Here is a 12897-nt window from a genome sequence, read left to right as displayed (position 1 = left end):
ATGCTGATTATTAGTGAACAAACTTAGACACTCGCTGAATCCGACCTTAAAAAGTACTGATTTTTACCCAAAAACCGATACAAAGTTGCTATTTGGCAACATGCTAACTAATTGAAATAATAAGGATAAACTTTTAACACCTGAAAATCGTTGCAAAAAAGACACAACACCCTGTAACTATTTCGCATTAAAAACCACATAAAAACAATAAATCATTGATAATTAAAAACTTTTAATTTTGGCACTAATTTTGATTAGTATTAAGCAAATTAGTTATTTAGGACACAAAATGAAAGTAACGGCCCAGGTAGCCACCCTGCTTTTAAGTCTCATCTCGGTAAGTAGTTATGCACTAGATTTGCAAACAACGTTTAACGAGCTTGATAAAGACAGTAATGGTTTTTTGAGTGAAGCAGAAGCATCTGAAGATGCATTATTACATGGCAACTTTACGCAAATTGATAGTAACCAAGATGGCCAAATTTCATTTTCTGAGTTTCAGTCGTTTATTCAATAGGAGATTGTAATGAAACAACTATTAGCTGCATTCTCGCTAATGTTTTTAGTTATCAGCGCCACCGTTTTAGCATCACAAATGGATGTTCGATTTGCTAAATTTGATACAAACGCCGACGGCGAGATTTCATTAACTGAAGCAACCAAACACGATAACCTACTTAAGCAATTTGCCGATCTGGATGAAAACGGCGATCAGGTTCTGTCTGAACAAGAGTTTGAAAAATTTAAACCTTAACGGCTTAAAGTGCTTGCCATAATCCCAGAGGGAATGTGTAAACGGATTTAAATTTTGGGAGTTAAATTATGGCAAGCACTTTTATTTATAAAGGAGAGTAATTATGAGAATTTTCTGGCTTGCTTCATGCACCTTAATTACTATAAGCTTCAATAGCTTAGCATTGGATGTAAAACAACGATTTGATCACCTTGATAAAGATAAAAATGGTTTTTTATCTGTGCAGGAACTGTCTTCTCAACCGCACTTGCAAAAACGCATAGCACAGTGGGATACAGATAAAGATCAACAAATCTCGCTCCTTGAATTTAAACACTATTTAACAAACAAGAGTTAAAATAATGTCAAAATTAACCTTTGCCAGCCTAATTTTATGTGGTGTATTTAGCACAATAAGTTTTGCTGCAGATAGTATTGGTGAAAAATTTAAACAACTTGATCGTAATGACGATGGTTACCTGACTCGCTCAGAGTCTGCGAGAGACCCTGCTCTGTGGTCACGTTTCAAAAACTACGACAGCGATAAAGATAATAAATTATCGCTTAGTGAATTTAAGGTCTACGCAAGCAAATAAAGCGTTACAATTAACTATTTACTTGCTGCTGAGTTGCAGTTTACTGCAACTCTGATACTGTTTTCATAAATCAATAAAAACTATTAGAAGATTATGAAACTCATCATCAGCTTACTAGCAACAGCTTCACTTAGCTGCTTTGCCAACACCACTGTTATTTATAATATAAATGGCTACACGCCTACCTACAAAGGCGAAACCCAACACTTTTCTGCACTGGTTTTTAAAGACGGTAAAGTCGTAAAAACAGGTACTGACTCAATTAAAAATAGCTTCCCTGACGCCACCGCAATTGATGGCAAGCAAGCCACGTTGTTACCTGGCTTAGTCGATGCTCATGGCCATGTAATTGGTTTAGGTAATAACCTTTCACAACTTGATGTCAGAAATACGAACTCGGCAGATGAGGTTGGCAAAATGCTGGCTGAGTTTGCCAAAGATAAACAAGGTTGGATCATTGGTCGCGGTTGGAATCAAGAGCAGTGGCCTGGCGGTGAGTTTCCAACTGCAGCTGATTTAGACAAATATGTAAAAGACAAACCTGTGGTGCTTTCTCGCGTTGATGGCCATGCTGTGTGGGTTAACTCAAAAGCCATGGAACTTGCAGGTATTGATAAACAAACTCCCTCTCCTGCCGGCGGTGAAATTTTAAAGTTAGATTCTGGCTTACCTTCAGGGGTATTCATTGATAAAGCCGAAACGCTTGTTACCCAACATGTACCAAAAGCAAGCCATGCCAGCATTAATACAGCATTAGATAATGCAGGTAAACATCTACTAAGTTTGGGTATTACATCAACCCATGATGCCGGTATCGATTACGACACGTGGCAAGTGTACAAGCAGCGCTCTGAGCAAAAGTCCCTTCCTGTCAGAATCGTTGCCATGCTAAGTGCTGCCGATCCTCAACTAGAAACCATGCTCAAAGCTGGCAAATATAAAGACATGAATGACATGCTGTCGATTCGAAGTGTCAAAGTGTATGCGGATGGTGCTTTAGGAAGTCGAGGCGCAGCCCTTATTGAGGAATACGCAGATCGTAAAAATCACCACGGCTTAATGCTTGAAACCCAAGAAAAGCTTGAACAGCTATTCAACTTAAGCTTTGCTCATGGCTTTAGTGCGAACACCCATGCAATTGGTGATAAAGCCAATCATGTTGTGCTAGGTGCCTATGAAAATGTGTTTAAAAAAACCGGTGGGATTTTACTGCGTAACCGAATTGAACATGCACAAATTGTGACTCCTGAAGATATCCCTCGTTTTAAAACGTTAAAAATTATTCCATCAATGCAGCCTGTTCATGCAACCTCTGATATGCATATGGCAGAGCAGCGCCTAACTGAAAAACAACTTGAAGGGGCGTATGCTTGGAAAACCTTTTTAGCGCAAGGCTCAGTGATTGCAGCAGGTTCTGACTTTCCTGTAGAGCTTGCTGATCCGTTTGATGGCTTATATTCAGCCATTACACGAATGGATCATAATCAACTTCCTGAAGGTGGCTGGCGACCACAAGAGCTGCTATCGCGTGATGAAGCTTTGCGTGCATTTACTTTAGGTGGTGCTTATGCTGCACATCAAGAATTTAAGGTAGGTAGTTTAGAGCAAGGAAAGTGGGCTGACTTTATTTTGATTGATAAAGACTATTACAAAGCCCCAGTTTCTGAGATCCACGATATAAACGTGACACAAACTTGGATTGCGGGCGAGCTAAAATATAAAAAAGAGGAATAATATTACTCGGCGTCAGCTTTTTGCTGACGCTTTAATTTAATGATGTGGAAAATATTCACAAACGCCAGTAAACCATTAGTGAAGGCCACCGGAACGGCACCTATTGCCAGCCCGTAGAATGTAAATGCAATACACCCTGCTAGGTTGAGCCAGCGTAGTTTTACTACATCGCTCATTGTCAAAGAAGCAACCAACAATGCTGACGCTAAATAGCCTAAATATTCCCAACTCAATTGTTCTCTCCTAGGCTTTAGGTTAGCATTGGAGCTTGTCATTTTTTTTGACGCACTCAGTGCTACTTTGACAATAAAATAAAAAAGCTAACTTACTAAAAACCTTGTAAAGCTTAAGAATAATCTTGGCTTTAAAATCATTACACGGGAAATGAAGGTATCAGTAACGTGAATAACCTTACTAGCAAGTTAGCGTAAATTCTTAGAATCTTAATGCTAACGTCATTAAGATGTAATAAATAGGACAATTGTCCGAAGAGCGGCGTTAATGTTTCAATATCATTTTTCAAGCTATCTTGTTGACCAATTACTGACATTTGCTGGCAGTAGTTTTCAACAAGCTAAAAAAGAAGTGCTGATCCATCAAGATCAACCCTTGTCAAAACTCGTATTAGTGAGAAGCGGCACAGTGTCGTTCAGCTATGACGTGGGTAATGGCCGACGCCTTCTTTTGGGCCAGCTTGATTGTAACAACACACTGATTGGTGAGATTGAAGCACTGAATAACTACCCGTGTATTTACACTGTTACGTGCTTTAGCGATGTAAGTTATAACCTAATTGAGCTTAAACATTGGCGCGCACTACTCTTAGAAAAGCCAGAATTAAGCTTATACACAGCACAAACAATTGCCGCTAAGTTCCAAGAAAATCAAAAAATAAACTTAGATAAGCTGCTATTACCACTTAGCTACAATATAGCTAAAGATTGCTTATTAAGAGCAGAAAACAGCAACCCAACACTACTGCGTGCCTACCCTACCGTAAATGCTGAAGCTGAGCGCTTTGCCACCACAGAAAGAGCTTATAGACGAGTAGTTACAGAACTAGTTGAAAAAGGCTTAGTGCAGCGAAGCAATCAAGGTTTACAAGTAGTAGATATCGACAAGCTTAGCGACTACGTAGAAAGTTTTGCGCAGTTATAAATGTGTTACAAATTTTTCTTAAATGCTTTAAAATAATATTACCAAACTGAAAAGCAAAGTCAGCACAAGTTCAGTTGGATAATCTATAAATATTCATAGAGTTAAGCTTCTTTACTGCAAAGCTCTATATTATAATTTTGCAAAGCGGTGTGTTATCAGCTGTTGCACTTGAAAGATAAGACAGAACTTTCTTATTTTATTAATGAAAGTATATATAATGTTCACTTGACGTATATATAATGTACGCTTATCCTTCAATAACAGATAACCATGTGTGGCGTTTTTTCGGTGCACAAACCGGTACTATTTGCTCTAATAAAAGTCTGATTACTTTACGAGAAAGGAAAGAAAGGTAACGATTATGGGAAACAATGAATTTAAACTAACCAAGCTAGCGCTAGCGTTAGGTGTCACTTTAAGCTTAAGTGGTTGTTTGAGTGATGACGACAAAAACGACACAGTGCCTGAGCCACCAGTTCCAACACAAGATGTAGCAGTTCCACCTACGGCAGCTGAGACTCAAGCAGGTGCTATCTCTGTTAGCTTAATTGATGCTACAGGCGAATTGCTTGATGAATCAGTGACGGCAACCATCACATTTACATCTTCTGAAGATGGCTTACTAAGTGTTGCTGGTGATGCACTTTCTGATGAAGACAAGTCAACTACGGATGGAGCTTTCAGCTTTACTCTTGAGTCGATCCCTGCTGACGGCGTAACTTACGATTATGTTGTTTCTGCTGAAGGATACTTAAATAATTCTGGCTCATTCACAGTAACAACTACCGAAAACGTAGCAGCTGATGAAATCCGACTAACGCCACGTAATTTAGCTGATTCTGATGTTCCTATTGTTGCGGAAACAAAGTCATTAGAATCTTTAGTACCTGAAGGTGAAAATACAACTGTAGCCTATGATCCAACAACCGGCTTAAGTGTTTCTGGTGATAAAGAAGAAATTGAACTTCCTCAATCTGTAAACAAAGCAGGCGTTGCTGTTGGTGGTACTACTGTTAAAATTAAAAACGGTACTCAGTTTTTAACTGCTGACGGTACAGCTTTAGAAACAGTGCCTGAAATCACTGTGGCTTACTTTGCTAACGAAGCAACACGTAATGAAACTGAAGCTGATAGCGCTACAGTTGAAAATTCATCTCTTGATGCATTTCCTGGTGGTTTAGCCCTTTCTGTTGCAAACCCTGATGGCTCAGATTCAAATGTTTCTGGTTCATTTACATCAGGTGGTTTCGTTGCGATCGAGCTTACTGATGATGCTGGTAATAAAGTAAAAACATTCGGTGAAGGAAACTCTCTTACTGTTGCAATGCAGGTCGATCAGAATACTTCAAACCCATGTCCAGTTTCAGTTCCGGCTGGTACAACTGACCTTTCGACGTATGCAGAAGCTAATGGCTACAGCATGGGTGTTTGTACGTTAACTTCTCCAACAGCTCGTAAAATCGCTGTAGGTGATGTATTCCCAGTTTGGAGTTATGATGAAGACGCTGGTAAGTGGTCTTTTGAAAGCTATGGTGAAGTTAAAGCCAATGATAGTGCAGACACGTTTGACGTTTCTGTAGACGTTAATCACTTATCTTATTGGAACTTAGATTACTTCAACAACAATCAATGTTCTAGCGTATCATTCGATATTGTTGACAGTAACGACCAACCAAATGCAGGCCGATATAGTCTAGTAATTGAGAATAACGGTTTCCGCCGTAATGTTCGTAATTTAAGAGCTAATAGAGGCGATTATTCACAAGCTAATATAGCTAATCCTCCTGGCTTCCCTGTAACATTGAAAATACGTCAAAAGGGTGCAAACGTTTTAGCCGGTTTAGCAAGTGATGCGGGTACTACTGCTACGAAATTGAGCGTTAGTAATATTTGTGATTTAGATGGCGAAACTTTAAAGCTAACTACTTCAAACCCTGGCATTATTTCTAAGCAAGTTACTACTCAGTTAGTTTGTAGTAACACTGAAGACTTTGATGTTAACGCTGATCCAGTTCCTACACCTACATATTCTCGTCTATTCTCAGGTAATGCACTTGTAAATACTTACTATGGAGAAGGTGCTACATTTAATGTTGCTTTAGAGGAAGGTTCAAGCTATTCAATTAGATATTATGACTATGGTAATAGACAATGGCTTTCTCAAGATTTAGAGGTAAACACAACACCTGTAACTCTTGATATTCCTACAGTTTGTGAAGTTGTTGAGCAACCAATCACTGGTGGTACAGGTTCATCTGGCTCAGGCGGTAACGGTGGCTAGTCCACAACGCTAATAAAGCTTTTAAAACCGCGCTTATGCGCGGTTTTTTATTGCCTTTAAAAAATATACATAAACACCAAGTTTCTCTTCTGATAAGCATCAATGCATTTACGCTGCTTAAACTACCACTATTATCAATGGGGAGTTTTACGCTCTTAATTTAAGACAATAAAAAAGGCTCACTAAGAGCCTTTTATGAAAAATTTGGACAAGGTTACTTTTCAAGTAAAATGTCGTGGATGTTCGCTAAATCAGATTTACCTTCGATAATTTCGTCTGGCGTTAGGCCTGAAAGCTCATGAGGGAACACTAACCACTCTTCAGACTCATGAATGAAGTAATCTGGCACCATGTCTACCTTTGAGTTCTTCGGCTTGTAATATGGGCATGCAACGCGAATATCACGTGGTAGGTTTAAACGCATTAATTCCGAAAGCTTTTCTTTTAATGCAAAAATACTGCGGCCAGAATCGAACACGTCATCAACGATTAGTAATGAATTGTCTGCATTGGCATTTTCAATGATGTAATGCAAACCGTGAACTTTAATCTCTTTAGATTGCTGGTTAATACCGTAATACGAAGAAGTACGCACTGCGATATGGTCAGTTTCTATACCTTTGTAATCGTAATATTCTTGAACTGCGATACCAATTGGAGCACCACCACGCCAAATACCAATGATGAAATCAGGACGGAAACCATCTTCATAAACTTGTGCCGCAACACGAAATGAATCTTCAAGAAGCTGCTGCGCAGTGATATAGCACTTATCTGACATAAATAGAGACCCCAGTGTGAATTGATCATTCAAGTGTAGCTAATTTAATAAAAACTAACCACAGGTTGAGAAAATGTGGGGCGTGATTTTATACTAATTTACTCAAAAAAGCTTGTATCAGTTTGTAAAATTACCCTTTAGATTAAAAAAGCCCCTTAACTTAGATAAAGTTAAGGGGCTTTTAATTAACTAGAAAAAGGTAATTGCTTATGCTTTTTCTAGTAAAGTTCTTGCAACGGTACGCATACCTTGTGTTGTTGCTCCTGCAGCCCACTCGCTTGTGCTACCCATGTTAAATGCAGCAGCAAGGTCAATGTGAACCCAACCTTTACCTTCATTTGGCACAAAGCGTGATAAGAAACCAGCCGCATTAGAAGCACCACCGTAGCCACCACCTTTTTGTGGACGACTGTTTGCCGTATCAGCATATGGCGACGGGCAATTTTGTTGGTGCCACTTTTCAAGTGGTAGTGGCCAAGCAGCTTCCATTTCTTGCTCTGCAAAGTCTTGTACGTCACGTACAAGCTCTTTATCAAGACCAAACAATGCATTGTACTCTTGGCCTACAGCAACAAGCGCAGCGCCTGTTAAGGTTGCCGCATCAATGATTAATGGCGCGCCAGACTCACCTGCTGCCATTAAGCCATCAGCTAGTACTAAACGACCTTCAGCGTCGGTATTAACGATTTCAACAGTTGTACCATTTTTATACGTTAAGATATCGCCAAGTTTGTAGGCGTGGCCTGAAATTAAGTTTTCAGCACAGCATAAGAACAACTTAATGCGTTTGTTGATACCACGGCTAATAGCAAGTGCTAAACCTGCAGTCACAGTTGCTGCGCCACCCATGTCGCATTTCATGCCTAACATGCCTTCACTTGCTTTGATTGAGTAACCACCTGAGTCAAACGTAATGCCTTTACCAACTAAAGCGGCTGCAACAGGCGCGTTTTCATCACCAGTTGGGTTGTAATCTAATGCTAATAATACTGGTGGACGTTCACTACCACGGCCTACCGCATGGATACCAATCCATTGTTGCTCTAATAAAGCATCACCTTTAATAATTTGGTAGCTTACGTGCTCAGGTGCTAGTGACTGAATAAACTCAGCTGCTTTACCAGCTAGGCTCTCTGGGAAAATATCATCAGCTGTGCCATTGATCATTTGACGAGCCCACGTCGCAGCTTGCTTTAAAGAAGCCAATTCTTTGCCGTCTGTTTTTGCATTTTCAACAAACTCAATAGCATCTAAATTCTTTGGTGAAACAAAGCCTTGGTAGAAAGCCCATTGTGTTTCTGTACACCAAACATCGCCCACTAAGGCAATATTTTTTAAGCCTTGATTAGCTAACGTACGTGCTGCTTTTTGTACGTTTTTAAGTGTATCTTGCTCAGTTAAATGAACAGTTGCGCCTTGTTCAGTAAAAGAAAGAGCGGCTTTTTCGCCCCAATGCGCGGCAGCGCCCTGCTCGCTAAGTTGAACTAGAAATTTTTCTGACATGTTAGAATACTCTTTGCGCTAAAAATGTTACTCGAGTTTACTACAGCCAACGTCAGTTCCCAACAGCTTGCGATAAATAGCATTATGAGATGTGGTTCAATCCTCGTAATGAATCACTTACAATAAAGAAAAACGAATTACTAAGAGCCATGAAGTTTACTCCCGCATTACAAACAGCTACCTTAATTAAACGCTACAAACGTTTTTTAGCCGACTTAAAAACTGCCGATGGCGCAGAGTTTACAGCTCACTGTGCCAATACTGGCAAAATGACGGGCTGTGCAGAGCCTGGGTTTAAAGCTTTTTATTCAACCAGTGATAATGCTAAACGTAAGTTCCCTCAATCCTTGCAATTAACTCAGAACCAATTCGATCACTTAATATGTGTTAATACCGCGATTGCAAACAAAGTTGTGCAAGAAGCCTTAAATGCAGGCGCGATTGCTGAACTTGTTGACTATCAAACAATTGCTGCAGAAGTAAAATACGGCCAAGAAAATAGCCGTATCGATTTTTTATTAACAGGTGAACACAAACCCCATTGCTATGTAGAAGTAAAATCAGTGACATTGCTTTCGCAAACAGACCCACAATCTGGGCAAGGGTATTTTCCGGATGCAAAAACTGAGCGAGGCCAAAAACATCTGCGAGAGCTAATAGAGATGGTGCAACAAGGACATCGTGCAGTGCTATTTTTTGCAGTTTTACATGAAGGTATCAATCAAGTGAGTGCGGCAAAACATATCGACTCAAAATACGCCCAACTTTTAACTGAAGCTATAGATAATGGTGTTGAAGTGATTGCTTATAAAGCAAAAATTTCGGCAGAAGAAATTAAGTTGCAAGAAAAATGTGATTTTCTGAACTAAGCTACTCTTTTACTAAAACGACAATAAAAGCACTATTTTAGTTGTATTATTTTTTTTTGCCCATATAACTTAGCAAATTTAAAAAATTTATGGATAGTTAAGGGCTTACAAAACCGCCCATAATTATTTGAGCAATCATTAGCGCAAGGTCAAGAGGATTAATTAAAAATAAATTTGCCTCAGTCTAATGATTCTGCTATTTATAGCCGCCGGCTAACGCTGGGCAAAATATTAAGGATTTAGGAGAAAGTTATGCCAGACCAAAAAAGACTAGGGTTATTGGCTCAGGCCGGGTTAGAACCATATCAGGAACAGCCAGGTGAAGAGTATATGAATGAAGCACAACGTGCTCATTTCAAAACAATTTTAGAAGCTTGGCGTAACGATTTACGTAACGAAGTAGACCGTACTAAATCGCATATGCAAGACGAAGCAGCTAACTTTCCGGATCCAGTAGACCGTGCAGCACAAGAAGAAGAATTCTCATTAGAACTTCGTACTCGTGACCGTGAGCGTAAACTGATCAAGAAAATTGAAAAAACGATTCAATTAATCAAAGAAGACGATTTTGGTTTCTGTGAATCATGTGGTATCGAAATTGGTATCCGCCGCCTAGAAGCGCGTCCTACAGCTGATTTATGTGTAGACTGTAAAACGCTTGCGGAAATTAAAGAAAAGCAATCTGGACGCGGTTAATTACATCCTTTAATTAGCCCATGTCTACCACAGCCGTTAACACGCCAATGCGTGAATATCGTGGCCGCTTTGCGCCATCCCCTTCAGGGCCATTACATTTTGGCTCACTTATAGCGGCTGTGGGTAGCTTCCTTGATGCAAAAGCCAATCAAGGAAAATGGCTAGTACGCATTGAAGATATCGACACAACGCGTGTTGTAAGCGGTGCTAGCGACGATATATTACATACCTTAGAGGCTTACGGTCTTTACTGGGACGAGCCTGTCATATACCAAACCCAGCGTCATGAGCAATACCAAGCCATTGTTGACGAGTTAATTTCGCAAAACCTTGTTTATGCATGTCATTGCACGCGCAAAGAAATTAAAACAATCGGTGGAATATACCAAGGCCACTGCCGGTATAAAAACCACGCTTTAACTGATTCAGCGCTACGTTTAACCCAGCAATTTGCAACCAGTCACTACCATGATTTAATTCAAGGTGAAGTGTATGTTGATAGCCAACTTGCCAAAGAAGATTACTTAATAAAGCGAAGCGATGGTTTATTTGCTTACCAACTCGTCGTAGTCGCCGATGATATTGCACAAGGTATTACAAGAGTCGTTCGCGGAGCTGATTTACTCGAACCGACCGCACGACAACTCAGTTTGTTTAAGCAGTTAAATAAACCGGCCCCAGAATACGCCCACCTACCTTTAGCAGTAGCTAAACCCGGTTTTAAGCTATCAAAACAAAATTACGCTCCGGCAATAGCAAAATCAGATCCAAAGCCCGCGTTGTTCGATGCTTTGCGCTTTTTAGGCTTAAAGCCAGAAAGCTCACTTTTATCGTTAAATATCGATCAGATGTTAGCTTGGGCTATTGAAACTTACCGCCTTGAACACATACCAAAGGTGCAAGAAATACAAGTTAGCGAGGATCCAAACTCTCCTTTTTGTAACTTTGTTACTATTGAAAAATAAATTGCCAATTTTAAAGGCCGAGTAACTTAATTTTTCAGCCCTGCTGGTATATGATAGCGACCCAAAGTGTGCGAATCATCAACACCTTAATTTAGCGCCATTTAAAACACACTGATTACACGTCAATCTCACATCGGCGAAGTATCAAACAAACGCTATACTTGATGAGTCGCAAAGTCCGCGTCGTAGGAGACAGATTATTATTTCTAAGCTTTTTCAATTTTGTCGGCAGATTATTGGCCCAAATACCACGACATCAAGTGATGCTTTGCCAACGAGCGAGTTACCTTTGGTGATCGAGCGCAGTGAACATGGTATTTCGCGCAAACAATTTAGCCCAAATGCAATCAAAGTATTGTACCGCCTTAAAGAAGGTGGTTTTGATGCCTACCTTGTAGGTGGTTGTATTCGAGATATATTGTTAGGCCAACAACCCAAAGACTTCGACGTTGTAACAAACGCAACCCCTGAGCAAATCAAAAAGCTATTTCGTAACTGTCGCCTAATTGGTCGCCGTTTTCGTTTAGCCCATATCGTGTTTGGTCGAGAAATTATTGAAGTGGCGACCATGCGTGGCCATCACGAAGCCGAAGAAAGCAAAAATCAAATTAGCCAATCAAGTGAACACGGCCAACTCCTGCGTGACAATGTCTATGGCAGCATCGAAGAAGATGCCGAGCGCCGCGACTTTTCGATTAATGCACTTTACTACTCAATTAACGATTTTTGTATTTATGACTATGCCAATGGCATTAGCGCGATAAAAGCAAAACAAATTGAGCTAATTGGCGACCCAGAAACACGTTACCGTGAAGATCCTGTGCGCATGTTACGTGCAGTGCGTTTTGCCACCAAACTGGGAATGAGCATTGCACCTGGCACCGAAAAGCCAATTAAAGGCCTTGCTAACTTACTTGATCATATCCCGCCTGCTCGTTTGTTTGAAGAATCACTCAAATTGTTTTTAAACGGCAAAGCTGAAGAAAACTACTTAATGCTACGCCAATATGGTTTATTCAAAGCATTATTTCCTGCACTTGATAAAATCTTAGATGCCAACCCTGAAAGCTTTGAGCATACGTTTATCCTGCAAATGTTTAAAAACACCGATAAACGTATTAATGCTGATAAAAAAGTCACCCCAGCCTTTATTTTTGCAGCCTTATTGTGGTTCCCATTGCAGAGCATTGCGAAGAAGTTACAACAACGCGACCAACTTTCAGAGTACGATGCATTTGCACAAGCAATGAACAAAGTGCTGAGTGAAAACGCGCAACAGGTAGCAGTACCAAAACGCTTCACCTTGGGTGCACGCGATATTTGGCATATTCAGCAACGCCTTGATAAACGAGGTGGTCAGCGCGCTTATAGGCTCACTCAACAGCCTCGATTCAAAGCCGCTTATGATTTCTTATTACTGCGTGTGCAAGCTGGCGAAGAGCAACAAAAAGAGCTTGCTGATTGGTGGACAACCTACCTAAGCCAAGACATCAATGGTCAAAAAGAGATGGTTAAAAATTTAGGACACCAAGGTGGCCCTAAGCGCCGTCGTCGCCCACGCAAGAAAAAAGTAGACTAAGT

Annotated in this window: 14 protein-coding genes; 11 read left to right on the top strand and 3 right to left on the bottom strand. The window is 40.2% G+C overall.

Annotated features, from left to right (window positions below):
• Positions 1–289: 289 nt before the first annotated feature.
• The 5 genes from WA256_RS00135 (at position 290) to WA256_RS00115 (ending at position 3063) form a co-directional block, all read left to right on the top strand.
• Positions 290–517 carry an EF-hand domain-containing protein gene (locus tag WA256_RS00135; protein WP_335988101.1) on the top strand — a complete coding sequence of 76 codons (228 nt, stop codon included), beginning with the start codon at positions 290–292 and terminating at the stop codon, positions 515–517.
• Positions 518–526: 9 nt separating this feature from the next.
• Positions 527–754: a hypothetical protein gene (locus WA256_RS00130; protein ID WP_054551189.1), complete on the top strand. Its 228-nt coding sequence runs from the start codon at positions 527–529 to the stop codon at positions 752–754.
• Positions 755–857: 103 nt separating this feature from the next.
• Positions 858–1091, top strand: a complete 234-nt coding sequence (locus tag WA256_RS00125; protein ID WP_054560866.1) for an EF-hand domain-containing protein — start codon at positions 858–860, stop codon at positions 1089–1091.
• Between the two features lie 4 nt (positions 1092–1095).
• Positions 1096–1329: an EF-hand domain-containing protein gene (locus tag WA256_RS00120; protein ID WP_054560867.1), complete on the top strand. Its 234-nt coding sequence runs from the start codon at positions 1096–1098 to the stop codon at positions 1327–1329.
• Positions 1330–1422: 93 nt separating this feature from the next.
• Complete coding sequence (locus WA256_RS00115) at positions 1423–3063, top strand: amidohydrolase (protein ID WP_335988093.1); 1641 nt, start codon at positions 1423–1425, stop codon at positions 3061–3063.
• Between the two features lie 2 nt (positions 3064–3065).
• Here WA256_RS00115 and WA256_RS00110 read toward each other — a convergent pair whose 3' ends face one another.
• Positions 3066–3296, bottom strand: coding sequence for a YgjV family protein (locus WA256_RS00110; RefSeq protein ID WP_063529621.1), 231 nt, complete (start codon positions 3294–3296; stop codon positions 3066–3068).
• A gap of 268 nt (positions 3297–3564) precedes the next feature.
• Here WA256_RS00110 and WA256_RS00105 point away from each other — a divergent pair, with 268 nt between their 5' ends.
• Both WA256_RS00105 and WA256_RS00100 read left to right on the top strand, forming a co-directional pair.
• Positions 3565–4221, top strand: a complete 657-nt coding sequence (locus tag WA256_RS00105; RefSeq protein ID WP_054560870.1) for a Crp/Fnr family transcriptional regulator — start codon at positions 3565–3567, stop codon at positions 4219–4221.
• 361 nt (positions 4222–4582) lie between these two features.
• Positions 4583–6502, top strand: a complete 1920-nt coding sequence (locus WA256_RS00100) for a hypothetical protein (protein ID WP_335988089.1) — start codon at positions 4583–4585, stop codon at positions 6500–6502.
• A gap of 214 nt (positions 6503–6716) precedes the next feature.
• Here the strand turns inward: WA256_RS00100 and WA256_RS00095 are convergent, their stop codons facing one another.
• Positions 6717–7283 carry a phosphoribosyltransferase gene (locus WA256_RS00095; RefSeq protein ID WP_054560872.1) on the bottom strand — a complete coding sequence of 189 codons (567 nt, stop codon included), beginning with the start codon at positions 7281–7283 and terminating at the stop codon, positions 6717–6719.
• Positions 7284–7490: 207 nt separating this feature from the next.
• Complete coding sequence (gene pepB, locus WA256_RS00090; protein WP_054560873.1) at positions 7491–8786, bottom strand: aminopeptidase PepB; 1296 nt, start codon at positions 8784–8786, stop codon at positions 7491–7493.
• Between the two features lie 149 nt (positions 8787–8935).
• Here pepB and sfsA point away from each other — a divergent pair, with 149 nt between their 5' ends.
• The 4 genes from sfsA (at position 8936) to pcnB (ending at position 12895) form a co-directional block, all read left to right on the top strand.
• Positions 8936–9655, top strand: a complete 720-nt coding sequence (gene sfsA, locus WA256_RS00085) for a DNA/RNA nuclease SfsA (protein WP_335988802.1) — start codon at positions 8936–8938, stop codon at positions 9653–9655.
• A gap of 252 nt (positions 9656–9907) precedes the next feature.
• Positions 9908–10351 (top strand): RNA polymerase-binding protein DksA, encoded by a 444-nt coding sequence (gene dksA / locus WA256_RS00080; protein WP_054551179.1) that lies wholly within the window; start codon positions 9908–9910, stop codon positions 10349–10351.
• 20 nt (positions 10352–10371) lie between these two features.
• Positions 10372–11316 (top strand): tRNA glutamyl-Q(34) synthetase GluQRS, encoded by a 945-nt coding sequence (gluQRS, locus tag WA256_RS00075; RefSeq protein WP_335988083.1) that lies wholly within the window; start codon positions 10372–10374, stop codon positions 11314–11316.
• A 292-nt stretch (positions 11317–11608) separates the two neighbouring features.
• A complete protein-coding gene (gene pcnB / locus WA256_RS00070) occupies positions 11609–12895 on the top strand; it encodes a polynucleotide adenylyltransferase PcnB (RefSeq protein WP_335988800.1) in 1287 nt (428 codons plus the stop codon).
• Positions 12896–12897: the final 2 nt, after the last annotated feature.

The organism is Pseudoalteromonas sp. CH_XMU1449-3 (assembly GCF_037027245.1).
GTDB classification, from domain to species: Bacteria; Pseudomonadota; Gammaproteobacteria; order Enterobacterales; family Alteromonadaceae; genus Pseudoalteromonas; species Pseudoalteromonas shioyasakiensis.
This window is presented reverse-complemented; position numbering and strand designations above follow the sequence as displayed.